This window comes from Zhaonella formicivorans, from assembly GCF_004353525.1.
GTDB lineage: Bacteria > Bacillota > DUOV01 > DUOV01 > Zhaonellaceae > Zhaonella > Zhaonella formicivorans.
This window is the reverse complement of sequence record NZ_CP085524.1, coordinates 273662-298088: the sequence shown is the minus strand read 5'-3', so window position 1 is coordinate 298088 and position 24427 is coordinate 273662. Positions and strand designations below refer to the sequence as shown.

Genomic DNA, 24427 nt, shown 5'->3' with positions numbered 1-24427 from the left:
GTGGCTAAACTGTTGTTTAGATTTATTAAACAAGGCACCGGAGCCAAGCACGGAGCCCCTATCCATATAGCTCTTGTGAATAAAGATGATGTTGTTAGTTCCGGCCTTAACACGCTGGAAGCAATAGAAGTTATAGCAAGACACATTAACGGACCCGTAGCAATAAATATTTTTGACATGAATGCTGTCACCACTACTTCCGACGGCATTGCCGTTGAAGGTGCTATAATAACCATGGCTGCAGGGGATATAGGCAAAGTCCATCTTGAGTTTGGCGTTTTACACATGGCAGAAATAGAGGTTACACCTGAACTGGTGGAGACAGAGCCTCACCTAAAGCAAATAATTAAATATTATCCCCACAGGAAACTGTTCCGGGGCCCTGACCCGGCAAAAAAACTCATTCCGGTACATAACGCGGTAATGACGGGCAAGGCAATAAACAATAATTCTGCCACTGAAATCATGAACGCGGTTACTATGGAAGAAATGCTATTACCTATTCTTGGTCAATTACAAATAATGAATGACGGAGATGTCTTATTAGGTATTACTGGGGAAGTTGTGTCGGTAGGGATTGGCATGACTGTGGCCGAGAAATTCGGCAGGGTATTTCCCTTCCCTACCTTCTATCCTGGAGAAACTGCCCATAAATCAGGGGAGTACGCTAAGACTTTAAAAGCCCATATTCCCTGCATTGTAGCTCCGAAAGAAGTACTGGCCAAGTACATCATTATGGCCTTGGAGGCCGGTATGGTCCCCGGTTTGCATTTGGGCTGTTCCCCCGCTGTTTTAGCTGTAGCCAGCGCCTTAGGAACTGAAATTGCTTTTGACAACATCACTCCTGAGGCCCGGATAGAGTTAGAAAGTGTCGGGATTGACTTGACAGCACTAACCGCGAAAAATACCCTCCTTACCAGAGAGGAGGTAATAGCAAAAGCTGACCAGATCATACCCGGAGTGGTTAACCCTCAAAGGGTAGCCGCCAGTGAAATTGTTGAAAAAATATCTATAAAACTGTAATTAAATGGTGGTATATATGGCAAATAACCGGATTGTTGCCTTTGTAGACAAAACAATTGTTAAAATAACCGGTATCGAGGTCAAGGGCCTTAAACCACAGGACGTGGAAGCAGCTCTTACCCAATTCTTGGGCAGCCCCGTTCGGCTTATCGGCGTAACCGGTGACTCTTTGCAGATGGATGTTTACGGAATAGATCCGGAAAGAATTCTGCGGGATGAAACCGGAATCATTAAAACTATATCCGCCGTGCCTGGTTTAACTGCTGCTGACGTGGCAGCCATTGTCAGGAATGAAAAAGCCCGTGAAGTATCGCTGGAGGATTTACAGCACGGGTCAGGACTTAGTTGCCCTAAAGAGAGGTGGTTAGCACGGGATGCTAAAGAAAGCAGTAATAATTCCCACCGGTGATGAGATTTTTGAGGGAATAGTAATAGATACAAATTCTCCTGCTTTAATGGGGCTGTTGCTGGAATATTTTCCAGCGATAGAGGTGAAAAGGAAACGGCCTACGCCAGATAGAGCCGGTGCGATCCAAGATGCTGTATCCGAGGCCGTAAAAAGCGATGCAGACCTGGTTTTAATCACCGGGGGTTCTGGCGGCGGTCAAAAATATGACCCTTCCCTGGCCAGGGACTGTACCCACAGCGCCATTTTAAAGATGGTGCCGCAGGCTGCCAGCAAAGAAATATACGGCTTGAATGGCCATTTATGGTCTAAACTGGTTGTAGGGAGAATAAATAACACCCTGATCATCACTTTGCCTGGCCCTACTGTTGAAGCCTTGGCAGGAGGCAGGGCTGCCGTGGAGGCTATTAGACAAAACATGTCAGAAGAACAAATTGTCGCAGCCGTGGCAGAAGCTGTATTAATGCAATTCCCAAAGGGCGGTGAAATCCGATGATGCTGGGCGTATTAACTATCTCCGACAGTGTTCCGCTAAAACAAAGGGAAGATAAATCGGGACAATACATTATTGAAAAGTTGGGGCATTTTTTTCACGGCTACAAATATCTGGTAGCTACAGACGATGTAGAAGATATCCAAGGAAAAGTTGAATTGCTTTTAAAGGAATCTGATTTCATTGTAACCAACGGCGGCACTGGGATTATGCCCAGGGATAATACACCGGAAACATTAGCAGGATATTTAGATAAACGGATAGGCCCCTTGGAAGAGGCAATTAAATTGGCAATGGTTTTAAAAAATGGCCCCCTTTCTGCCCTCTCCCGACCGGTGGCAGGAATAAAAAATGGCAAGTATGTAATTGCCTTGCCGGGAAGAACTGCTGACGTAGCAGCAGCTCTGGAAGAAGTTGTAAAGCCTTTTTTCGTAAATCACCTTTTTATTGATAAAATTAATGTTAAGGGTGCAGTTCAGGAGGTCTTGGGTCAGACTCATGAATAAGTTGCAAGGCGTTATGGTTTCCGGTATCACCGCTCAGGGTTTTAAATGGCTGGCACCAGTAATTTTTTGTGGCAATAGAGATAAGGTAATTTCGGTTGTTCAACATAAAGTCAATCACCTGTTTCTAACAACAAAGGCACAAAAGGATCCTTATGCCATTGACTATAGTCTCGCCCAAACTGTCCAGGGACTGCCCGTAAACATTAGAGCCCTTGGAATTTCTATATCCATACCTGAGGCAGCAGGCCCCTCCGGAGGAATTATTGGCAACCCGCACCTCGCACCCCGGTCAGCAGAAGGTATAAGTGAAAATATTGGCTCTGGCCTCTCCCTGGCAGCCCTTCCAGGCGGTCCGGGTTTAATTATTACAGGTACTGCCAGGCAAGCTGCAAAAGCCTTGTCCGGAATTAAGCCTGGTTCGGGAGGAAAACAGATAATTAAAGAAATTCATAATAGGATAACCGGACTGGATATACCATTAGCAATTGCCGTTACAGATGGCATAGCCACTGCCGGTGGAGCCGGCCTTTTAATAATGGAAAACAATTATTGGATAGAATCCTTATAAATAAAACCCCTTGTTGAAAATTAATGCATTAATTAGCTTCTGGAATTCGTTCAACAGCATTATGGATTATCTTACGGATTTTCAGCATTAATATTCAGCATTTAAAAGGTCTGTCTTAATTGTGCTGTAATAAAGAGCTTTTTGTTGCTCGGCAGATAACCCTCTTGAATTTTTCACACTTTCCAAAATCTCGCCAAAGAGGCTTTCCAGTTCCGTTTTTTCTAGTCCTTTTGCCAACTGTGCAGCATTACCAAGCAGCTTAATTCCTAGGGATATGTTTCCTGCTTTTGTCCTATTTAGTGCCTTTTCCACCAGAGCATGGATGCTTTGCTGTTTAACATAAGCAAGCATTTCGGGATTTATATTTCTTATCAAAGCTTCATTTCTCGAATAGGAAACACGAATACTGCGTAAGGGTGTTTCATTCTTGGAGCCGGTTAGTGGATCCCTGTAGATTAGCTTGTACTTACCCAGCGTGTAAATTACTTCGTAAGTGCGCGGCGGTAAGAGAATTTGAAATAAAAAGCATTCCTTGGAATTGGCTACTAATGAACCTAACTTAAAATTATATGTACCGGATTCATGCTCAACCCTGCAAATATGCGGATAGAACCTGGTAAATTTTTTAATCTCCATCCCTTCTACCAGATTAAATTGCAAAATAACATCCGTAGCGTATGTATTGGACATATCCTCATACTCTTGAACAATTCTTTCAGGTATTAGGTCAATTTCATCGTATGGAATGTAGACAGGGTCATGTTTCCAGTCCAGTTCATCCAGCAAGTGCATATTCCATTTACCGCCCACACCAATGCACCTCATCTGAATTCCGTGCTTGTTAAAAAATTTTCCTAAATCCTTGCATTTATATTCCGGTTCGGTGGATTCGCCCCCGGTAAGTAAAATAATTCGTTTAAGATTTGACCCAAAACTTTGAACTAAAGTATTGTAGGCGGCTTGCATACCTGAAAAGATCACAGTTGTAGGTCCCACATCTATGTAGGAAATTTGTTTAATCTTGTCTTTGATCTGTTTTTTACTTTTAATTTTGGATAGCGCAAAAACTTCTACTGCCTTTGAGCCAAACGCAACTAAGCAAATGCGGTCCTCCGGCTTCAACGCATTGACTGTTTGCTCTACTGCTTTGCGCAATATTTTAACCATATTTTTAGCTATGCCTGTCAAAGAAAGATCGATAACCAGGACAAGATCTATATTTGGTTGCATCCAATTGCTTAAAGGAGGCGTTACAGTTTCCAGCAGGCAATAATTGCTTATCGGTTTAGTCCCTATTGTTACGGTTTCCTTGAGAAACGACAGTTTCACTTTGTTCCCTCATTTCGTTTTTTATAAGACAAAGAAAATGTTTCGTACAAAGTGAATTTTTTCCCTGCTAGAGCACAAAAAATTTAGCATGCTATGAGTATTGAATAAAGAAGTTGCAAAATATTAAAAAGAGGCTTTAACACTTTTATTTTCATGATTAAGCCTCTTTTCACCAACTACATTTTACATGAGCCAATTTAAAATTTAATCTAATCAAAAACTTAAAACTTAGCGGTCAAAATAGATACTTTTGCCAGCTGCCACAATGGGTATACCGGCCACCACATAGCCGTCAATCCAGCCAAGCTGCCTTGCAACCACTCCTACCCTGTACATGATGCGGTTATCGGCGTTTAGTAGGCTGGCCGTTTTAGCTGCAGAACCCAGGGCTATGCCTAAATCCATCAAGCGCCAGGCACAGATTGGCCCCATAAATTCCGGTCCTTCATGGGCCGATAAGTCTGCACAGCGTTCATAACCGCAAGCGCCGCAGTTTAGACCTACATTTTTAGGATTGTTGAGACCGATTAGGAGAACAGCATCTGAGTGGCGAACATTTTCACCATCCCGGTCAAAATTTTTCTTGCCGGATTGTTCCCCATACTTCAGCATAGCATCCGCCAAAGTATTTAAGTCTTCACCCGTAACAATTTTCTGCACTATAAAGTCCTGTCCGGCGGCCTTCGGAGCTGTTCTGGCAGCCAGCGCCATCAATTCCGCCACCGTTTGCATAACATCTTTTTCCATGTTACCCTCCATTTAACCTTCGAGGACGTCACTCTTTTCTAACAACTTGAAGAACTCTTCAACCTCTTCTTCTTTCATTTTATAAGTATGTTCACCGTCTACAGGGAATATGCCCTCCCTTACATCTTTGGCATATTCTTTAAATGCGTTGGTAATTATTTCATTTACATCCGCATATTTCTTGACAAACTTCGGTGTAAAATTATCGTATAGGCCAATCATGTCCGCATAAATTACCAACTGCCCGTGAGTATATGGACCTGCTCCTATACCTAGAATAGGTATATTAGCCCTTTCTGTAATTGCCTTGCCAACTGCGGAAGGTACTGCTTCCACCAAAATACTGAATGCTCCCGCTTCTTCCAGTCTTTTCGCTTCTTTTACTATGTTAACAGCAGCTTGAGAATTTCTGCCCTGCGCTTTGTATCCCCCTTGTTGGGCCATGGACTGCGGTGTTAACCCAATGTGTCCCATCACCAGGATGCCTGACTCATTGATAGCTTTAATTCTACTGGCCGCACGAGGGCCACCGCCTTCAAGCTTAACTGCGTCGGCCCCGCCTTCTCTGATGAATCGTCCCGCATTATAAACAGCTTCTTCATCGGAAACCTGGTAGGACATATAGGGCATATCTCCTACGATAAAAGTGTTAGGGGCTCCTCTTCGCACCGCTTGACAATGACGGATCATATCATCCATAGATACAGGTAACGTGGTTTCATAGCCAAGGGTTACCATGCCCAGTGAGTCTCCTACCAAGATCATGTCTATTCCAGCTTTTTCCACCATTTTAGCAGTTAAGTAGTCATAAGCTGTAAGGTAAACTATCTTTTCACCTTTAACCATCATTTCGTTAAAATCGAGCCTAGTCTTTTTAGCCATGAGATCACCGACCCTCTTATCTTAAGTATATTTCTAAAATTACTTATCATTTTACAACAAAAAACCTCAATGAGGAACTGTCATTACAAAATTTCCGGCAGTTTTTATCCTAATTTAGATTCAATGTACTTTTTCAATTCTGATTCCACCTTTGCAGGTAACTCAGGTTGAATATAGTTTTTTAACCGCTGTCGCCAGATCTCCCGGGCTGTTTGTTGGAAATTTTTCTTCTTTGCTACCCATCCGTCCCAGTTGGAACGGTCTGAGACAGAAGGCCGGAAGAAGTGGCCCTTAAAATTTAAAAGAGTATCAGGTTGATCAAGGAAATGGCCCGATGGCCCGACTCGGCCTATCATATCTACTGCTTGTGCCGGCAGTCCCCCCAACCCTTTGCGCATGCGGAGAATCCGCCCGCAGATCTCCTCATCCATAATCCACTTTTCATAACTGATGCTGAGGAATGATTCCATGACCCCCATGGTATGCAGCACAAAATCTGCATTGTTGGCAAGCGTGAAGAACAGGTTGGTAGCTGCTTCAATGCCCGCCTGCGCATCCAGCTCTTTAGCATCGGTTAAACCTCCGCCGCTGCGGAAGGGAAGGCCATAGTACCTTGCCAGTTGGGCAAAAGCAGTGGAGAGCAAAGCATATTCGGGGGCACCGATACATAAATTCATAGAAAGCATATCTGTTATGGTCGAGGTGTTGCCATATACTACAGGAGTTCCCGGGCTAATTAGCTGGGCCAGAACAATTCCGGCAAGAACCTCAGCATTATTTTGCACCAATGTGGCAGTTAATGTAGTGGGCGAAGTAAACCCTGCCATGGAGCAGCACGTGATAACCAAAGGCTGCTGCTTGAGGGCATACGCCCAGATGGCTTCCAGCATCCTTTCATCCCAGGCCATGGGGGATAGGGTGTTAACAATTCCCAGGATGTAGTGTTCTGCCGCTCCTTGGGTAGCGATGTGCGCCATGGTGATACTATCCTCAGAAACATTTTTCCCCATGGCCAGACCTATAATAGGCTTGTCGCTGAATGTAATTGTTTCTTGCATTTGTACAAGGTGTTTTCCTTGCGGGGGAAGATCGCTGGGCTCCAACATGCCTGCACAGGCAACACCTACATATTCGCTGGACTGGGATAAGGATAAAAAGTTTCTTAAGTCTTCCAAACGGGCAGCCCTTCTGCCTCTTTCCAAATCCATCACGTACACCGTACCTGCGGCAGGTCCTAAAACAGGTTCATTTTCCGCTCCAATGCGAATTGTCCGTTCCGGATTACGTCCTATCACCGCAAAGGAAGCCGGTGCCTTTGCACGGGCCATTTCCACCAGTTCTGCCGGTATTTTTACTATCTCGCCGTTAATGACAGCCCCATGCTGTTCCAGAAGCTTTCGGGAAGGGACATGATGGATGGCAATTCCATATTCCGCCAAGAGTTCCAGCGTGGCTACATGGACCTCTTGCAGTTGTTGTTCTGTTAAAGCTTCTAATTTAAACCGCACTCTCCCCACTCCTTGCATTAACCCATCCTTTGGCTTTTTCTACTGCCTTTTTCCAGTTTCCATACAGCTGTTCCATCGTCTCCCTGTCACCTTGGGGATTATAGCGTCGATCCAATAGCCATCTCTGCGCCATTTCCTCCTTATTTTTCCAAAAACCAACCGCCAAACCGGCCAAAAATGCGGCACCCAATGCAGTTGTCTCCGCTACAACAGGCTTTTCCACTGAAACCCCTAGCAGGTCCGCCTGAAACTGCATTAGGAAATTATTTTGCACCGCGCCGCCGTCCACTTTTAATTTTTCCAGCCTGATACCCGATTCCTTGACCATTAACTCTAATACATCCCTGGTCTGATAAGCAATGGACTCAAGGGTGGCCCGCACGATGTGTTCTTTTGAGGTGCCACGGGTCATCCCTACGATGGTACCCCGGGCGTACATGTCCCAATAAGGTGCGCCGAGACCTGCAAAGGCAGGAACCAGGTAAACACCCCCGGTATCCTCCACTGCAGTAGCCAGTTGTTCACTCTGGGCAGCATTTTCGATAATACCTAGCTGGTCCCTCAGCCACTGTACAGCAGCTCCTGCCATAAAAATGCTTCCTTCCAGGGCATATTCCACTTTCCCGTCAATACCCCACGCTATGGTTGTTAATAAACCATTCTCGGAATTCACTGCATTCTCCCCTGTATTCATCAGCATAAAACACCCAGTGCCATAGGTATTCTTGGCCATTCCTGGATTAAAACAGGTTTGACCAAATAAGGCAGCCTGTTGATCACCTGCATCGCCGGCAATAGGTATTTCCTCCGCAAAAGGCTGCTTCACCGTATAGCCATAGAGTTGGCTTGAGGGCTTGACTACCGGCAATATATTTTCTGGGATATTGAATTTTTCTAAAATCTCTTTATCCCATTTCAGCTCATGAATGTTAAAGAGCATGGTACGAGAAGCATTGGAGTAGTCCGTTACATGCACTTTTCCTCCGGTCAAATTCCAGATCAGCCAGGAGTCCACCGTACCAAACAGTATCCTTCCCCCTTCAGCCTTTTCCCGTACCCCGGGAACATTATCTAAAATCCATTTGATTTTTGTTCCAGAAAAGTAGGCATCTAGCACCAAACCAGTTTTGGCTTTGATTACCTGGAACCACCCCTCCCGGCGCAGGGATTCGCAAAAAGGTGCCGTCCTCCTGCACTGCCAGACAATGGCATTATACACCGGCTGGCCTGTTTCCTTGTCCCAGAGAATAGTAGTTTCCCTTTGATTTGTCACTCCTATAGCCGCCACTTCAGCAGCATGGACGCCGTTCTCGGCCAGAACTTGTTGGGCAACTTGCAACTGACTTTGCCATATTTCCAAAGGATCATGTTCTACCCAACCCGGCTGAGGAAAAATCTGGCGAAATTCCCTGCTGGATACACCTTTTACCTGACCGTCTCGGTCAAAAAGAATGGCCCGTGAACTGGTAGTGCCCTGATCCAGGGCTAACACATACTTCTTTTCCAAGCCATCACCCCCATTGGAAGTTACTCGACTTTACCCAAAGCCTGCTCCAAATCAGCAATTATGTCCTCCACATCTTCAATACCGACCGACATCCTAACCAGTCCGTCGGTTATACCGCTTCTCTCTCTTTCTTCTTTAGCTACATACCAATGGGTCATGGAAGCAGGGTGCTGAATCAGTGTATCCACATCTCCCAGGCTAACAGCCAAACGGCAGAACTTTAAGCTGTTCATAAAAGTTACTCCTGCCTCTAAGCCACCCTTTAATTCAAAGCAGACCATGCCCCCAAAATCATCCATCTGGCGCTTAGCCAATTCATGCTGGGGATGGGAAGGCAGCCCCGGATAATATACCCGGTCTACCTTAGAATGATTTTCTAAATATTTCGCAACAGCCATGGCATTTGCGCAGTGTTTTTTCATCCGTACTTCCAGAGTTTTTAAGCCCCTGAGCAAAAAGTAGGCATCAATAGGCATAATAACTCCGCCCATGTTTTTATACGTATCATCCCTGATAGTATGCATTAATTTACTATTCCCTACCAGAATTCCTCCCATGACATCTCCATGACCGCCGATATACTTGGTAGCACTATGCACAACCACGTCAACCCCGTGTTCCAATGGCCTTTGCAGAATTGGAGAAGCGAAGGTGCTGTCAACAATGGACATAAGGTCATGCTCTTTTGCAATCCGGGCAATTGCCTTCATATCAACAAGTTTCACCGTTGGGTTTGCTGGAGTTTCAAAGTAGATAATCCTCGTGTTAGGGCGTAGGGCTTGCTCCACCTTCCGCACCTCTGAAGCATCAACAAAAGTAACTTCAACACCAAATTTAGGTAAAATCGTATCAAACAAGTAGTGGGTCGCGCTGTAGCATGTGTCAGTAACTATTGCATGGTCACCTTGTTTCAACACTGAAAACAACAGGGCACTGATTGCAGCGACTCCAGTTGTAAAAGCAAGAGCTTCCTCTCCGCCCTCTAGAGCAGCCATTTTTGCTTCCAATACAGACAAAGTTGGGTTGCCAAGCCTGGTATAGCAGTACCCATTGTCGATGCTTTCACACTTTTTAGCACCGTCTTCAACATCGACAAATTGAAAATTACTGGTTTGATAAATCGGAGTAGCAATGGCTCCCGTTATTGGGCATGGTTCCTGCCCTGCCCTGACCGATAAAGTTCCAAGTCGTTTACTTTTCCATTTTTCTGACATAGATATTGGCCTCCTGTAAAAGAAAGTTGCAGCAACAGATTTCGGCTGAGTCACAATTCATCATAGTTCCTAGTCCCCGGTAAGCAGAACCTGCCGGTGACCGGGGACTAGTTGAGATTTTAATTTATAATAGTCTACACTGCTTTTTTGTTGCCAACCCTGCCCTCGGCCCGTTCAAGGATTCTGTCTATAGCTGCATCAACTTCAGAAGTAACTGGCTCAGGTTTATGGTTCTCTAAGATATATTGAATCTTGGCTTTAGCCCGCTGACCCATGGTTGTGCCGCCGTTGGCCAACCATACTTCATATGTGTTTCTGTCAGTAATATCCGGTTTCCAGTTCTCACGGAAGTGGTTGAAAGTATGCTCGTCACCCAAGAAATGTCCACCCGGGCCTACCCTGCGAATGGCATCTACCGCAAGATACTCTTTATCCACACAAATGCCCTGCATCATTCTTTTTACCTGACCGATAACTTCATTGCACATTACCAGCAGGTCAAAGGAGTAGGTTAAGCCAAATTCCAGGTAACCAACATCGTGGGTCAAGTTGGTGCCGCAAAGGGCCGCCATTAAAATGTATTGAGAAGCTTCAAGAATTGCCTGCTCATCAGCAACTTTGGAAGCGCTGCAGCCGGCAAATCCCCAGGACGGCAGTTGATAATAACGGGCCATATCGCAAATGCCGGCTTGTTCCATCATGGCTTCCGGAGAAGAATATGTCGGCTGCATGCTGACCATATCCATCGGAGACATTCCTGCGCCAAAGACGAAGGGTGCACCCGGATTCTTTAATTGATGAATTACTAAACCGGTTAAAATTTCCGCATTAGCCTGGGCAATAGCTCCAGCCATGGTGATGGGGCCGGTTGCTCCTGCCATCATGCCCGGTGCATAGTTAGTTGGCAGCCTGTGTTCAGCCATGTAAAGCAGTTTATCCAAAGCTGTGGTAGAATGCTGCAGCGGTGAACTGGGCTCATCATACAGGACAAAAATGGGCTTCCTGCTTAATACTTCCCGTCCACCTACAGCGGCAGCGGCCATCTCCACGATGTCGTCCAGGGACTGCTTGTCAGCGGCGGTAATGGTCTGAGGCTTGGTGCTGTTGCGCAGCATGACAGCGTACTCATGCTGGTAAGTGACTTCTTTTCTCACATCAGAAATTAAACCCATTGACATTACAAAGTCGATATGGGGTAAATAATCACACAGTTTAACGGCATCCTCTACATCCTTATATAAAAATTTTCGCTTTTCACCGGTAAAGCTATCCAAAATATTAGGGCAGTCGGAACCAGTTCCGTAATAAACCTTATATCCTTCCAAAAACATAGCAGGCTTACCGTTTCTGTCGTAAATTACGACACGGGACGGAGCGGTACGGATAGCCCATTCAACCAGCGAACTGGGAATGTAGACACGGCTACCGTTCTCCACATATGCACCCGCTTTTTTAAGTAAAGCAATTGCTTCATCGTGATGTACTACAGTGCCGATATCTTCCAAGATGGACAGACTGGCAGAATGAATTTCCTGCATCTGTTCCTGGGTCAGGGTTTGAAACTTAGAGGTGTTGAATGTTCTGACATCTAGCATCGTGCTGATTCCTCCTTGGGATAATAGTTGTGGTTCTTTGAGAATCTGCCTTACTTTATAAGCAAATTTCGTGCCAATGTGTCCGGGTTCCGACATTTATTCTTTATTTTAGAATAATCTAGTATTGCCAAGTGTTCACCGCTTGTAACAAATAATAAAGGATTTTTAAAGGCGCGCGTAAATGCAATATTGTATTGCATCCTCTGTTTGTGCTCAGTTTTTAATTTGCGCAATCATTCATTGCACGCAATATTTTCGGACAGTTTACTATACGTGTCCGTAATAATCTCTATGTACTGCAACTGAATATGCATAGTCCAAAAGTGTCCCCCAGCTAAAGATGGGCAGATCCACTTCCCGCTGCACCGCTCGTGCAAATGGCTGCATTCCGGTGCACTCCAGCATAAGTGCACCAATATTAGGATATTTCCGGCAAAAGTCCTTGCACATCCTGATCATGTCTTGTTCAGCTTTATCATAGTAAGCTTCCGGGATTGCAGGACGTTTTGCATGGTCCCACAATGTATCAAATTGAGTACAGCCATACTCATCCTCTGCCCCGGCAATCACAAAGTTGCTATTTAAATCAATACCTGCATTTTCCAAGTGTTTTTCAGTTAAATATTTTTTTTGCGCGCATACAATCCCCACAGATTTTTTTGGTCCTATTACTTGCTGGATCAGGGGCACTTGCAGCAAACTGGACATGAATACCGGCACATCTACGAAACCAGCAACGTCTTTTTGGAAATATGCAAAATAGCCACATTCGGCCGCAATTGCCCTGCAACCCATGCGTTCTAACTTTTTGGCTGCGCGCAGTATAGGTTCAAGACAAGGGCTTTTATCTTCTGCACAGACTAGAGTATAGGTATCTACACCCTCTGCTATCTCGTACTGAATTGGGTATGGAAAGGCACTGGCATTTCTGACATCCCCGGGAAATCCCGGGTAAACATCATCGAGGATCATAATTCCCAGGCCCATCCCATAGCAGGTATGGTTTTTGCGCGCTTTGATGTAATTAATCCCTAAATCCCGTTGGCCGTAAAACATTTTTGTCCCCTACCTTTTTGTAAATTTCACAATAGTCCAATTGGCCCGGCTTCGGACATTCCTTAAACCAGACCCGCATTGCTTTTCCACTTCAGTTCAAGTTGTTCCAACTCCCCAGCTGTATCTTCCGGCACTTTGTTTAAAATATGATTTTCTATGATCTGTATGGTCTTTTCCCGTGCTTTTTCGTTAACTGTCGGTACAGATTCCGCCCTGGATCTGTCCAGCAATTCCGGATACCAGCATTCTTTAAAATGTTCAAATGTATGCTGCTCATTTAAATAGTGGCCTCCAGGTGGTATGCGTCTCATCACATCCAGGGCCAATGTTTCAGTATTCACTTCCACTCCCCGGCGAAAAGGCTTAATCATATTAATGATTTCATTGGTGATTACCATTAACTCGGGGGATATTACCCTGGAATGGTACATAAAACCAACGTCATGAGCCATGGTGGTTTTGCCAAGAGCAGACAGCATACACGACATTGTTGCCTCCATAATAGCCTGGGCATCAATAGATTTGGCATCGGTGGTACCCGCAGTACCATAAAAAGGTAACCCATAGTAACTCGCAATTTCCGCCGAAGCAGCTACCAACATGGCCAACTCCGGAGACCCGTATGTTCCGACAGTAGTTCTCATATCCATAACCGTAGGCATTGCTCCAAAAATAAATGGGGCCCCGGGGCTCTTCAACTGGTGGATGACAAGACAGCTGAGCACCTCAGCAGTGCACTGGGCCAGGGCACCGGCAAACGTTACCGGAGCCGTTCCACCCAGTGTACAATATGGCAAACAGACTACCGGAATTCTTTTTTCTGCACAGGTCAACAGGTGTCCAACGGAAGGTTCAACGTTCATTCTGGGAGAAACAGGATCGCATAAATAGAAAATAAAAGGTTTCGCAGCTAACTCCTCATACCCTCCTGCTACCACGGCTGCAGCTTCAATAATATCTGCAGAAGTCCGGTCATCGCCGCCGATGCAAAAACAAATGGGTTTTTCTGTATGCATTAATGTATTTTTAAAACATATTCTATCGGAGATTTTCGGATCTACGTCGGCGTCTTCGCCTCCGGTTTGAATGAATTCCAAGTTTGACAAATAGTCGAATACCTTAATGATCTTTATTTGGTGTTCAAAGCGGTATCGTTCAGTCTTGCCGGTATAAGGGTCAAGATATTCAAGGCTCTCAAGACAAGTTCCGAAATAAAGCTCTCCCTCTCCCATTTGCATTCGGGGCTTCCCTGACCTGTCGTAAATGATAAAAGATTTGGGTGCTGTGCCAAGAGCCTTCATCACAAGCTGCGGAGGAATCTTCACTATATTACCTTTTCCAACCACCGCTCCGGCGCCATCCAACAGTTCCCGGCCTTCTTGGTGCAAAACTGCTACCCCAATCTCATCTAATATGGTTAAGGCAGCCTCATGTATCTTTGCTATTTTTTGCTCATTAAGCACCCTTACACTGAGGCCGTTACCAAAGTTACCCAACATCAGCCATCACTTCCAATGTTTATTAGAAAATATTACAAAAGCCAATCCATACTCTTTAGTCGGGCCACTAGCGCTGCCATAAACATGTTGTTATAGCAACGAGCTCTCAATCCCTCAATACAGTGCAAAAACCAGAACCTGTTGGTACTGGTTTTTACAATAACTTTCAGACTATGAATTATTTAACTACATATTAAGGTTATTGCCTTGACTAATTACTGCCGGTGCTTCCTTCGTGTTGCTATTGTTGGTACGGTTACTATATACGTTAAGTTTTTCATGCTTGCTGATCAAAATAAACAAGCTTATTACTGCACCGAATACTAAAAATGTTCCAATAAAACCACCTAAATTAGAGAGCATTTTAATGCCATTAATACCAAGAATACTAATCATAATCCAGGCCAATGCACCGACACTGATTCCCCAAATTGCTTTAAGCACAGTAGATGCTTCCGGATTTTCCGGTGTAATCCCTGTTGAACTTAATGCTGCCATTGCGTTTGTAGTTGAGTCAGCGGCAGTAACAAACGTAATGAACACGATAAACAGGAAGAAAGGAATGATCAGACCTGCCAGAGGGAACTGCCGTAAAATTGCATATGCTATACCCTCGGGCCCAACAGTATTTAAGACTTGGACCAGATCAACAACTCCATGTGTATGCATATAGATTGAGGTCCCGCTGAAAATAGTCATCCAAACAGCACTGAAAATTCCAGGCAAGATCAGGTTCATCTGGATTAAATCTCTCACTGTATAACCGTATGAAATCCTGGCCAAGAAAACTGCCGAAACAGGCGCCCAGGCAATCCAGTTCGCCCAGTAGAAGGTTGTCCACCACTGGGGCCATTGATCCCCTGCCGCCGCGCCGGTAAATAAACTCTTTTCAAAAAGATGAGTTAAAAAGCCGCCAAAAGCTTCCGTCCCTAAATTAAGCATGTATGCAGTAGGTCCGAAAATGAACACGATAGCTATAATGACGTAATAAACCTTCATGTTAATGTCGGAGAGCAGTTTAATTCCTTTCATTAAACCGGAGCTAGCGGAAATAACAAACACAGTAACACCCAAAGCAGCCAGAACTAGCCATGTGGTCGGGCCGCTGGGAATACCTGTAATCGAGTTGATGGCTCCGCCCATATTCATGATAGATGTTCCGAAGGAAGCAGCCATGCCTGCACCGATACCCCAAAGACAAATAGCATCGATAACAGTATTTAGCCCATTATTTTCCTTGTTTCCAAGCAGAGGCGCAATTTGTGAGCCTATACTGAAAGACTTTTTCATATTGAAATAAGCGAAAGCAAATGTAAGGGTAAGTATGGTATAAAGAGCATACGGCACAAATGTCCAATGCAAATACATGGTTTCCATTGCAAACTTGATAGCTTCAGGAGAAAAAGGTTCATACCCTAATGACTGCGGAGGGGAAGAAATATGATAGATGGGTTCTGCTGTCCCCCAGAACAGGATACCTGCAGCAAGCGTTGTACAAAGAGTAATCGCAAACCAGTTCTTTTTGTCGAGCATTGGTTTGGCATCGGGACCACCTAATTTTACATTACCAAGCGGTGAAACATAAGCTATGATAACCGTTATTAGAGCCAAAAAAGCTGCCCAGCTAAAACCCCAGCCGAAATTAGCAATTAACCAGTTGTTTGCACCGGTTACTAATTGTACAAACATATCCTTATTGGCAAAATTCAATAATAAAGAAGATAATAATAATAAGAACGCCGGCCAAAACACAAATGTTCTGATATTTTTCACTGAAATTCCCCTTTCATGTAAAGAATCTTTTAAAGCTTTTGTTTCATTATAAGCTCAAAGGGCAGTGAGACCGGTTTACTACAGGTTATTATCCACTTTGATCACCTCTTTCTATGGGAATACTTTCAATCAATTCCTGCTTCTTATAAAAACTGGAACAAACTACCCTGCTTAAATTAATATGCAAAAAACATGCCAGGTTGAGGGCTTTGCTTAAAATTCTGAAATCCTTGAAATTTTAAGGCTATTGTATACTATTCAAAAAATTCACGTCGGAAAAATTTGTAAAAACACATATGGTAACGCAATCTAATATTGCATCAATTATTGCGCCAATAAATAACAGCAATTTATCCAGCAAAATATTATTGCTCCGCAACGGGTAATTGCATTGCGCCTGGGCTACAAAGAAGTACGTTTTAGTGCATCTATCTTAATGTTGTATCTTTTTATCCTATACTGTAATGCTTGTCTAAAAATGCCCAGGTCCTGGGCGGTTTGCGATATATTTCCTCCATTTTTACGCAATGTATCTTCGATGATTTTCTTTTCAACTTCTTGCAGTATTTCGTTGAGTTTGCCGCCCGGTTTTACCTGGGCTTGGTAATTATGAATCTGGCCCGTAAACCTTTTCCTTAAATATAGAGGCAAATGAGAAAGCGTTAGAGTTTTTTCCTCTGAATCAACCATATTCATTGCGCTTTCGATCACATGCTCCAATTCCCTGACGTTTCCAGGCCAAGGGTGCTTCATGAATAGATCCAGCAGTTGCTCTGATATGCTTACAATGGATGTGCCGAATTGTTTATTGTATTTTTGCAAAAAATAGCTGCTCAAAACTGCCACATCTTCAATTCTTTCTCTAAGAGGGGGGAGGTGTAAAGTAACCGCTGATAACCGGTAATAAAGATCCTGCCTGATCTGCCCATCCCTGACAGCCTCCAAGGGATCCTTGTTGGTTGAGCTGATTATCCGGCAATTCACTGTTCTTTGGGTGTTATCGCCAATCCTTCTGATGGATTTGTCCTGAATAACCCTGAGCAGCTTGGCCTGCAGGTGTAACCCCATTGAATTGAGTTCATCTAAAAATAGAGTGCCGTTTTCCGCCTGTTCGAAGAGTCCGGGAGCTTCCACCGCCCCTGTAAAAGCGCCTTTTACTGTTCCAAACAGCAGACTTTCCAGCAAAGTCTCCGGAATAGCAGCACAGTTGATGGCGATAAAAGGACCGTCAGCATATAGACTGGCATTATGAATGCTTTGGGCAAAAAGTTCTTTGCCGGTACCGGTTTCACCATAAATTAAAACAGAAGAATTGTTTCTGGCAATCTTCTGGGCCGCAGCAATGACCTGCTTGATTACATCGCTGTTCCCGATAATATCTGCAAAACTAAACCTGGTGCCGTTGCTTCTACTGTCATTCTTTTTTCCCGCACTTAGATGCCTTTGCAGTTCAATGGTTCTGGCCATGAACTCCTTCATTTTGGTAACATCGCGGTTAATAGAGTAAACCCCTACTATCTCATTTCCTTCGTAATAGGGATATGTGCTGGCAATTACATCAACCCTTTTGCCATCCACGGTATAATACTGGTGATACTGTTCTACTACAGGCACTCCCGTGCGCAACACATTGAGCTGGGTACTGGTTTCTTCTGTCACGTCATATACTTCTGTAATTTTTTTCCCTACCACATCTTCCCTGCGCAAACCTTCAAAACGTTCACAGGCGCGGTTATAAAAAACCGTAACACCCTCCTTGTTGCTAAGCTGTACTCCTTCATGGATAGCATCCAGAACAGTTTTTAGCCACCTATTTTCCTGTTCCAAGGCACGCAACTTTTCCAGTTCCACAATATTACCCCCTAAGCTTTAACGGCGCTGATATCGTTCCAGATGAAAGTTGCTAATATTTTTTCGACGTTGTAAGTCCTATACCTGCTTGTTTATTTCTTGTGAGGTACCATTAGCGCACTATTAAATATTTCCAAAGGATGATATGTTTTTTTGCCAGTACCGTGGTCCAATTGCATTGCGCACATCCCGCATTCCGTAATAATACCGTCAACATTGCTTTCTTTTACCTCCATAAAAAGGCTACGACCGATTGCCTGAGAAATTGGATACTTTTCTTTTTTAAACCCATACGTACCGGCCTGTCCGCAACATTTTTGTTCCCTGATTTCCAGCTTAAGACCGGGAAGCAATCCCAGCAATTCAACTGCAGGCAACCCTATTCCCAAAGCCTTGGCATGGCAGGGTTGGTGGTAAAAATAACGCTTACCGCCACTTTCAAACTCAACTCCTAAACCTGTTTCGCTATCTACTTTGAGCAGATATTCGGCGGCATCGTAGACCTTATTTGCCACGTTGGAAGCTTCAGGCAGGTTGAGATGATGCATGTATTCGTCCCTTAAACTCAAAGCACAGCTGGGACAGGAAGTTACTACTTCATACCCCCGTGCTATAAGCTCCGATAGTACTTTAATATTATAGAAAGCATTTTTCCTGGCTTCTTCCACAAGACCATTTGCTAATAAAGGAACTCCACAGCATTTTTGAGGCGGTACAACTACCTTAATGCCACAGGTTTCGAACACCCGGACAACTGACAGAGCAACGGCTGTACCAATATACCGGCCATAACAGCCGATAAAATAGGCGACTTTACCTTTTGGCTCTTTAATTTCCATCGGCCTATACCTAAAGGGGAAATGATAAACAGGAAACGGTCTGTTTTTTATGCCGGCAACTTTTTCCGCAATACAGCGCAGCACATTGGAGCGTAACGCCAGGTTGGTTAAAGGTGCCACCCGGGAAGCCATCCCGCTCACCCACTGGTTATGGCCTAAAATTCTATCGCGCAAAGGAATGCCTTTTGCTTTTACTGATAATACTTTTGCATCTTGTGCAAGACTCGTAATTTTTACACCGGCCGGACAAGCCAGCTCGCACTGGCGGCACCCGGAGCAATATTCCACTGTAGTACTTTGGACGCTTTTACTTTTGGAAAGCCGTGCCAATTCAGGCCCAACGAATTTAGGTCCCAAGAAACTATTCTCCACTGCATATACCGGGCAGACCGCATTACAAATGCTGCACTTTAAGCACAGGTCCGCCGGAAAATTCTCTCTGCAGTTCATGGTTCATTCCCTCCCCCCTGCACTGCATCCCCGCAGCAAAGCCTGTTGCTATGTCAATACCTCCGCTGCTCTTTTCCGCCAGCGGATCGCTATGGGCCAGAATGTTTCCCGCAGCGTAGAGGTTGGTAAAGCAAACAGTCCCCTGATGATCGACAGGTTGCATTTGCGTATTGACCATTACTCCGAAATGGGCATAAGGCTGTCCTTTGGGGTGAAATAACTTATCCCTGCTCCAGCTTTCTACTCCCGGGATATACGCCACAGGCAACTTGAATATGGTTTCTTGCACCCAGCCGGAGCCGGCAACGAGTCCTCCGCCAACCAGGCCCCCTGTGGCCAGAATATATTTACTCCCTTGATATTCCATATGTCTTCCTGGGCTATGAACGGTAATCTGTTTGATAACCCTATCCCGCGAAACAAAGTCTGCTACCGGATAGCCAGTTACTATTGCTATTCCTTTTTTCTGTAATAAGGTGATAAGGGACCTGTGGAGCCTTATTCCGGGAACACAAGGCGGAAGGGTTGGTATCTCAAACACTTCCCTGCCCAATTCCTGTTCTAGTTGCTTTAAAATAGCGGAATGCTTGGTAAGGCCCAAAACTGCCGGAAAACCTACCCTTTCTGCCGTGCCTAACCTTGGCCGCAGCTGTTCTGCAAGGAAACCTATGTCCCCATGTTGGTCGAACCATAGGGCCAAGTCATAGGCAGAAAGAGGTCGTTTCCTATTGAAAGTCAATTCCAGAGTACAACACTCTACTTTTTGCTCCTTACCCAGCCTTTTTAAATTTTGCTTAAGGTTCTCAGTTGCCAATAACGCATTAAAGTAATGGAAACCTTCTATCCCCGCTATTAATATATCTCCCCCATGGTTTAAATCGCCATTGGCCAAGGCGGTCGGAGCAAGACAAGTTGGCCTGATGCTGCCCAGAGCCGTTGGAAGCAGCATATTAGTTTTACCGCCTTCCAAAGGATAATTAACAAATTTAAGCTGTTCGCTTAAATTTGTTAAAGCTTCTTTAACAGTTTCCAAGCCTAACTTGGAGTAAGGATGCACCTGGTGCAGTTTGTTTATTTCCTGAAACGGCTTAACTATCTTCTTTCCCGGCTTTGCCGCGCTGCTACCCAGCAGGTCTATGACCCCTGGGCCGTGATAAAAACTCCCATATCCTTTGGCTACCAGCAGTACCCTATTACGCTCTGTCTTAGCTGACAGGGCAGCCATTATCCCCGCCAGTCCCCCGCCAATAACGACGGTGTCAAATCTCCTCATAGCTCTCGTCCAACCCCTCTACACATAGTATGTTTGAATAAACATGGCGCATCAGTTCCGCTTCTTGCAGTGTTTGCCCCCATAAAACAGGGATCATACCCTTCCATCTTTCTCCAATAAATTCGTAAAGCAAGTTCTTGACTTCCTCTGCAGGCAGCCTGTGCATTTTGGCAATGATTCCGAGAGCACGGTAAGCGCAGAAAGTACCCTGGCAGGTCCCCATTCCTAACCTGGTCTTTCGCCTTAAATCGTTGAGGTTTATTTGCCTGTTACCGGCAATTACTACTTGCAGCTGGCTTTCCGTAATTTGCTCGCATTCGCACACCACTTGCCCTTCTTGACGCTCAGTAGGTTCGTCAGGGTTTAGCCCGCTGTACCCGGGCAGTGGTTCCAGTGCAGTGCGGCAAGGCACAGAATTGCCTAGTTTGGCGGCTGCCAAGTCTACAGTTTTTTCTGCCATTAAACGGTAAGTAGTAAATTTGCCCCCTACAATGGAAATCAGGCCTTTTAACTCATCCCGGTCCTCATGATCAATCACAAAAAAATTCCTGGTTACCTCTCGCCCCTGATTTTCATACTCTGTATATCCCGGATGGTATAATGGCCTTATTCCGGCAAAAGCTCTGAGAATCCTGGCCTGTTCCATTGCAGGAAGCATTTGCCGACCAATGGTTAAAAGCCTCTCTACCTCCTTGAAGGTAGCCTTATCATCTTCAGGCCCGCTTACATTTTTGGAAGTAGTTCCATAGATGGAAACCGTATGATGGGGTACAAAAATATCGCCATCGCCCGGAGGTTGGCAGCGGTTGATAATGCAGTTGGTCAAACGGTGGTTAAAAACCAATAGAGTCCCCTTGTTGGCAATTATGTCGAGTTTCACTCCTGCAAGAGCAGCCACTTTCCCTGCCCAGGGACCCGCAGCATTGATAACTACCTGGCAGTTTATGATTTTTTCCTGTCCGGACCGCTCCCGTACTTTAACCCCTGTAATCCTGCCACCCGCAGTTACTATCCCCACAGCTTCCGTATAGGTCAAAGCTTTTGCGCCATAGCTTTTAGCGGCTAAGACATTTTCCTCAACCAAACGGAAGCCATCCACCGCCCCATCGGGTACCCGGAAAGCCCTTTTTATCAAGGGACTAAGGCCAGGCTCCGCCCGAAGCAGTTCTGTAGGATCAATTTCTGAAGTTGCAATGCCGCACTGCTTACATGCTTTAAGCCACTGGGCTACAAAGCCAGGGTCATCATCGGCAAGCTGAATGAATACCCCGCCGGTCTCTTCGATACAATGGCCTGCCGTTCTCTTTAAAATAGTGTTTTCCTGAATACACTCCACGGCAGAAGCAGGGTCAGTGACAGCGTACCGAGCACCGCTGTGCAGCAAACCATGAAAACGGGCTGAGGTGCCGTTACATAAATCACCTTTTTCAATCAACACCGCCTCAATCCCCCGCATAGCCAAGTCCCGCAGAATACCTGCTCCGGTAATTCCTCCACCAATCACTACTGCTTGAGTTTCCATCCCAATAACCTCCCGGGTGCAAATTTTGCATTAAGTCACCAGTCCTCAGTCACCAGCAAGCTATCGCCGTCGTTAGCCGTTAGTTTTCAGCTTTCAGCTATCAGCCATCATCTCTCAACAATTACCCATTGGCTATCATAATGACTAATAACTCGGCGTAAGCCGCTGCCAAGGACTAAGGACACGGCTTATGGTCAGCTGGTGACTGGAAAATAAAAACCGCAAGCAGAGGTTATTAAGTAACCTCTTAGCTTGCGGTTCTCCGTTTCTCCACCACATTGTTTATTCAATTAGCCCATAGTTTGGGATTGCCTACAGATACTGCCTGCGCTCCCGCAGCAAGTACCTGCTCTATCTCTTCTTTGTCTTCAATCAGGCCCCCGGCGATCACCGGCTGCGTAATCCTATCTTTGATTTTGGCCACCACTTTGGGCAAAATACCCGGCATGACTTCCACGGCATCAGGCTGGTTTTCCAGCACTGCATGTATACCAGTCTCCACAGCTGTAGAATCAACCAGGAAAAGTCGCTGAATGGTCAGCAGCCCTTGTTTTCTTGCAGCTTTAATCAAATTGCTGCGGGTAGTAATAATGCCATCAGGAGCAACCTCCCTTGCCACATACTCCACTCCTGCTTTATCCCCTGCTATACCAGCCATTAAATCCATATGGGGAAAAACAGCTTTATTATGGCCTTTGGCATAGTCTACATAATCTAACAAAACATTAATGTCCCCGTGCAAGAGAAAAATTGCCGCCACAGGCGAATTCACCGCTTGGCGCAATTGTTCCTCACTGCGTACTGCAGCAATGACTTGGCTTTCCCCAAAGAGTTCAGCAATCCTCTTCATCCATTACACCTTGACGGGATAGATGATACTGACAGTATAAAATATTCTGCAACGGCAACAACGGTGCCTGTTCTAGTATGGACTATTCCACAAGAAATTTAAAAGTCCTGCCGGAAAATTTAAAAACAGATCAACTCAGCCTTGATCTCCTCCTCCAGCCTAATCAGCCCGTAAGAATAATAAGGCATAATTCTTTTATCCGTGGGAGAACCAGGGTTGAAAAAGAGGGTCTTGCCGTGAAAAGCGCAGTAAGGCTGGTGGCTGTGCCCAAAAATAACAATATCCAGATCCGGCCTTTGGAACGCCTGGGCAGCCCGGTCCACCGTCCTTCCGCCAATCCCGTCACCGTGAACCAGACCTACTTTAAACCTTCCCAATTGCAGTACCTTGGTTAAAGGAAGTTTAATTTGCAGTTCGTAAGGGTCAGTGTTGCCTAAGACCGCATGTACAGGTGCTATTAAGCCCAGCTCGTCCAACAAGTCAGGCTGGTTAATGTCGCCGGCATGCAAAATTAAATCCACTCCCTCTAAACCCTTCCAAAGTATAGGGGGCAAACTTTTCGACCGCCGAGGAATATGGGTATCCGACAAAACGCCTATTAGCATATGCTCCTCCTTACTTTAAATTGGGAAAACCTAACTGCCGCAGCGCTTCATATACCACTATAGCCACTGAATTAGAGAGGTTGAGGGACCTGGCTTCATCCCTCATAGGTATTTTTATGCAATAAGGGGCATTGGCTGCTAATAGTTCTTTCGGCAGCCCCCGTGTTTCGGGGCCAAACACCAGAAAATCATCGTTTGTATATTTAACTTCGGAATAAAAACGGCTGCCTTTTGTGGTAGCGTAATAGAAGTTTTTCCCAGGATATTTGGCTCTCAGCTCGGAGAAATTTTCATGGTATTCTATATGGACAAGATGCCAGTAGTCAAGTCCCGCCCGCTTCAAGTAGCGATCATCGGTTGAAAAACCCAGCGGTTTTACTAAATGCAGGTTTACTCCTGTTGCTGCACAGGTGCGGGCGATATTCCCCGTATTTTGCGTAATCTCAGGTTCAACCAAAACAATATGCACAAGCAAGCTCACCTTCCTATAAAATTTCTTTCTCAAAATGGATTAGTTCCACTTGACCAAATGCCTCAACAAAATCAAGCAAACTGTCCAGGGTTTGATGCACATGTACCGTGCTGTTGCTGACAAAAGCCACACCAATAGTAGCAAGCTGCCAGGAGTCCATGTCCTCCACTTCACTGATTGAAACATTATACCTGCTTTTGATTCTGCCAATCAGGCTTTTGATAACCCTTCTCTTGTCTTTCAGGGACTCTGCGCCAGCAATTCTTAACTTTATAGTACAAATTCCGGTAATCACGTTCCAACCCCTTTCAGCAAAACGCTCCTCGTTTAGTCCCCAGTCACCAGTCATCAGTCGCCAGCAGGCTAACGTCGTCCTTACAAATTCTCTGCTCATAGTCTAATTCCTTTCACATCCTTTTAAACCCTTTGACACTCCCGGACCCCTTTGGTATATTTAAA

Annotated in this window: 23 protein-coding genes; 5 read left to right on the top strand and 18 right to left on the bottom strand. The window is 45.1% G+C overall.

Annotation, left to right across the window (positions count from 1 at the left end):
- The 5 genes from EYS13_RS01480 to EYS13_RS01460 are packed head-to-tail and all read left to right on the top strand — an operon-like array spanning window position 1 to window position 2996.
- Complete coding sequence (locus EYS13_RS01480) at window positions 1-1023, top strand: hypothetical protein (protein ID WP_227765255.1); 1023 nt, start codon at window positions 1-3, stop codon at window positions 1021-1023.
- A 16-nt stretch (window positions 1024-1039) separates the two neighbouring features.
- A complete protein-coding gene (locus tag EYS13_RS01475; protein WP_227765254.1) occupies window positions 1040-1432 on the top strand; it encodes a hypothetical protein in 393 nt (130 codons plus the stop codon).
- Window positions 1398-1925, top strand: coding sequence for a molybdopterin-binding protein (locus tag EYS13_RS01470; protein WP_227765252.1), 528 nt, complete (start codon window positions 1398-1400; stop codon window positions 1923-1925). The genes EYS13_RS01475 and EYS13_RS01470 overlap by 35 nt, the downstream gene beginning before the upstream one ends.
- Window positions 1922-2428 carry a MogA/MoaB family molybdenum cofactor biosynthesis protein gene (locus tag EYS13_RS01465; RefSeq protein ID WP_227765250.1) on the top strand — a complete coding sequence of 169 codons (507 nt, stop codon included), beginning with the start codon at window positions 1922-1924 and terminating at the stop codon, window positions 2426-2428. The genes EYS13_RS01470 and EYS13_RS01465 overlap by 4 nt, the downstream gene beginning before the upstream one ends.
- Entirely contained in the window at window positions 2421-2996 is a 576-nt protein-coding gene (locus tag EYS13_RS01460) for a hypothetical protein (protein ID WP_227765249.1), read from the top strand. Before EYS13_RS01465 ends, EYS13_RS01460 begins: the two co-directional genes overlap by 8 nt.
- Window positions 2997-3083: 87 nt before the next feature.
- On the opposite strand, the gene EYS13_RS01455 is transcribed toward EYS13_RS01460, so the two are convergent.
- From EYS13_RS01455 to EYS13_RS01370, 18 genes are all read right to left on the bottom strand, one after another.
- The gene (locus EYS13_RS01455; RefSeq protein WP_227765247.1) at window positions 3084-4325 is read right to left on the bottom strand and encodes a vWA domain-containing protein; all 1242 of its coding nucleotides are present in this window, start codon (window positions 4323-4325) and stop codon (window positions 3084-3086) included.
- Window positions 4326-4553: 228 nt separating this feature from the next.
- Window positions 4554-5072, bottom strand: coding sequence for a ferredoxin domain-containing protein (locus EYS13_RS01450; RefSeq protein WP_227765245.1), 519 nt, complete (start codon window positions 5070-5072; stop codon window positions 4554-4556).
- Between the two features lie 12 nt (window positions 5073-5084).
- A complete protein-coding gene (gene panB / locus EYS13_RS01445; protein WP_227765242.1) occupies window positions 5085-5954 on the bottom strand; it encodes a 3-methyl-2-oxobutanoate hydroxymethyltransferase in 870 nt (289 codons plus the stop codon).
- A 104-nt stretch (window positions 5955-6058) separates the two neighbouring features.
- Window positions 6059-7462: a trimethylamine methyltransferase family protein gene (locus EYS13_RS01440; RefSeq protein WP_227765240.1), complete on the bottom strand. Its 1404-nt coding sequence runs from the start codon at window positions 7460-7462 to the stop codon at window positions 6059-6061.
- Window positions 7452-8969: a glycerol kinase GlpK gene (gene glpK / locus EYS13_RS01435; protein ID WP_227765239.1), complete on the bottom strand. Its 1518-nt coding sequence runs from the start codon at window positions 8967-8969 to the stop codon at window positions 7452-7454. Before glpK ends, EYS13_RS01440 begins: the two co-directional genes overlap by 11 nt.
- A gap of 20 nt (window positions 8970-8989) precedes the next feature.
- A complete protein-coding gene (locus EYS13_RS01430; protein WP_227765237.1) occupies window positions 8990-10183 on the bottom strand; it encodes a trans-sulfuration enzyme family protein in 1194 nt (397 codons plus the stop codon).
- A 134-nt stretch (window positions 10184-10317) separates the two neighbouring features.
- On the bottom strand, window positions 10318-11778 hold the full coding sequence (locus EYS13_RS01425; RefSeq protein WP_227765236.1) for a trimethylamine methyltransferase family protein: 1461 nt from the start codon (window positions 11776-11778) through the stop codon (window positions 10318-10320).
- A 267-nt stretch (window positions 11779-12045) separates the two neighbouring features.
- Window positions 12046-12834 carry an aspartate/glutamate racemase family protein gene (locus EYS13_RS01420; RefSeq protein WP_227765234.1) on the bottom strand — a complete coding sequence of 263 codons (789 nt, stop codon included), beginning with the start codon at window positions 12832-12834 and terminating at the stop codon, window positions 12046-12048.
- Between the two features lie 62 nt (window positions 12835-12896).
- Complete coding sequence (locus tag EYS13_RS01415; protein WP_227765232.1) at window positions 12897-14333, bottom strand: trimethylamine methyltransferase family protein; 1437 nt, start codon at window positions 14331-14333, stop codon at window positions 12897-12899.
- 186 nt (window positions 14334-14519) lie between these two features.
- Window positions 14520-16106, bottom strand: coding sequence for a BCCT family transporter (locus EYS13_RS01410; protein WP_227765231.1), 1587 nt, complete (start codon window positions 16104-16106; stop codon window positions 14520-14522).
- A gap of 402 nt (window positions 16107-16508) precedes the next feature.
- Window positions 16509-17957 carry a sigma-54 interaction domain-containing protein gene (locus EYS13_RS01405; RefSeq protein ID WP_227765228.1) on the bottom strand — a complete coding sequence of 483 codons (1449 nt, stop codon included), beginning with the start codon at window positions 17955-17957 and terminating at the stop codon, window positions 16509-16511.
- Between the two features lie 92 nt (window positions 17958-18049).
- Window positions 18050-19246, bottom strand: coding sequence for an anaerobic glycerol-3-phosphate dehydrogenase subunit C (locus EYS13_RS01400; RefSeq protein ID WP_227765226.1), 1197 nt, complete (start codon window positions 19244-19246; stop codon window positions 18050-18052).
- The gene (glpB, locus tag EYS13_RS01395; RefSeq protein WP_227765224.1) at window positions 19191-20519 is read right to left on the bottom strand and encodes an anaerobic glycerol-3-phosphate dehydrogenase subunit GlpB; all 1329 of its coding nucleotides are present in this window, start codon (window positions 20517-20519) and stop codon (window positions 19191-19193) included. The genes EYS13_RS01400 and glpB overlap by 56 nt, the downstream gene beginning before the upstream one ends.
- Window positions 20506-22041, bottom strand: a complete 1536-nt coding sequence (gene glpA / locus EYS13_RS01390) for an anaerobic glycerol-3-phosphate dehydrogenase subunit GlpA (protein ID WP_227765222.1) — start codon at window positions 22039-22041, stop codon at window positions 20506-20508. Before glpA ends, glpB begins: the two co-directional genes overlap by 14 nt.
- 286 nt (window positions 22042-22327) lie before the next feature.
- Window positions 22328-22891 carry a glycerol-3-phosphate responsive antiterminator gene (locus EYS13_RS01385; protein WP_227765220.1) on the bottom strand — a complete coding sequence of 188 codons (564 nt, stop codon included), beginning with the start codon at window positions 22889-22891 and terminating at the stop codon, window positions 22328-22330.
- A 119-nt stretch (window positions 22892-23010) separates the two neighbouring features.
- On the bottom strand, window positions 23011-23496 hold the full coding sequence (locus tag EYS13_RS01380; protein WP_227765218.1) for a metallophosphoesterase family protein: 486 nt from the start codon (window positions 23494-23496) through the stop codon (window positions 23011-23013).
- 10 nt (window positions 23497-23506) lie between these two features.
- Window positions 23507-23971, bottom strand: coding sequence for a tRNA (uridine(34)/cytosine(34)/5-carboxymethylaminomethyluridine(34)-2'-O)-methyltransferase TrmL (trmL, locus tag EYS13_RS01375; RefSeq protein WP_227765215.1), 465 nt, complete (start codon window positions 23969-23971; stop codon window positions 23507-23509).
- 10 nt (window positions 23972-23981) lie between these two features.
- Entirely contained in the window at window positions 23982-24362 is a 381-nt protein-coding gene (locus EYS13_RS01370) for a DUF503 domain-containing protein (RefSeq protein WP_227765213.1), read from the bottom strand.
- Between the last annotated feature and the right edge of the window lie 65 nt (window positions 24363-24427).

Bases quoted from the DNA above. Each gene is read 5' to 3' on its own strand.
- glpA (WP_227765222.1), bottom strand. From the start codon at position 22,041: ATGGAAACTCAAGCAGTAGTGATTGGTGGAGGAATTACCGGAGCAGGT.
- EYS13_RS01370 (WP_227765213.1), bottom strand. From the start codon at position 24,362: ATGAGCAGAGAATTTGTAAGGACGACGTTAGCCTGCTGGCGACTGATG.
- EYS13_RS01380 (WP_227765218.1), bottom strand. From the start codon at position 23,496: ATGCTAATAGGCGTTTTGTCGGATACCCATATTCCTCGGCGGTCGAAA.
- glpB (WP_227765224.1), bottom strand. From the start codon at position 20,519: ATGAGGAGATTTGACACCGTCGTTATTGGCGGGGGACTGGCGGGGATA.
- EYS13_RS01420 (WP_227765234.1), bottom strand. From the start codon at position 12,834: ATGTTTTACGGCCAACGGGATTTAGGGATTAATTACATCAAAGCGCGC.
- EYS13_RS01465 (WP_227765250.1), top strand. From the start codon at position 1,922: ATGATGCTGGGCGTATTAACTATCTCCGACAGTGTTCCGCTAAAACAA.
- EYS13_RS01475 (WP_227765254.1), top strand. From the start codon at position 1,040: ATGGCAAATAACCGGATTGTTGCCTTTGTAGACAAAACAATTGTTAAA.
- EYS13_RS01460 (WP_227765249.1), top strand. From the start codon at position 2,421: ATGAATAAGTTGCAAGGCGTTATGGTTTCCGGTATCACCGCTCAGGGT.
- EYS13_RS01425 (WP_227765236.1), bottom strand. From the start codon at position 11,778: ATGCTAGATGTCAGAACATTCAACACCTCTAAGTTTCAAACCCTGACC.
- EYS13_RS01430 (WP_227765237.1), bottom strand. From the start codon at position 10,183: ATGTCAGAAAAATGGAAAAGTAAACGACTTGGAACTTTATCGGTCAGG.
- EYS13_RS01385 (WP_227765220.1), bottom strand. From the start codon at position 22,891: ATGAAGAGGATTGCTGAACTCTTTGGGGAAAGCCAAGTCATTGCTGCA.
- EYS13_RS01415 (WP_227765232.1), bottom strand. From the start codon at position 14,333: ATGTTGGGTAACTTTGGTAACGGCCTCAGTGTAAGGGTGCTTAATGAG.
- panB (WP_227765242.1), bottom strand. From the start codon at position 5,954: ATGGCTAAAAAGACTAGGCTCGATTTTAACGAAATGATGGTTAAAGGT.
- EYS13_RS01470 (WP_227765252.1), top strand. From the start codon at position 1,398: ATGCTAAAGAAAGCAGTAATAATTCCCACCGGTGATGAGATTTTTGAG.
- EYS13_RS01450 (WP_227765245.1), bottom strand. From the start codon at position 5,072: ATGGAAAAAGATGTTATGCAAACGGTGGCGGAATTGATGGCGCTGGCT.
- EYS13_RS01400 (WP_227765226.1), bottom strand. From the start codon at position 19,246: ATGAACTGCAGAGAGAATTTTCCGGCGGACCTGTGCTTAAAGTGCAGC.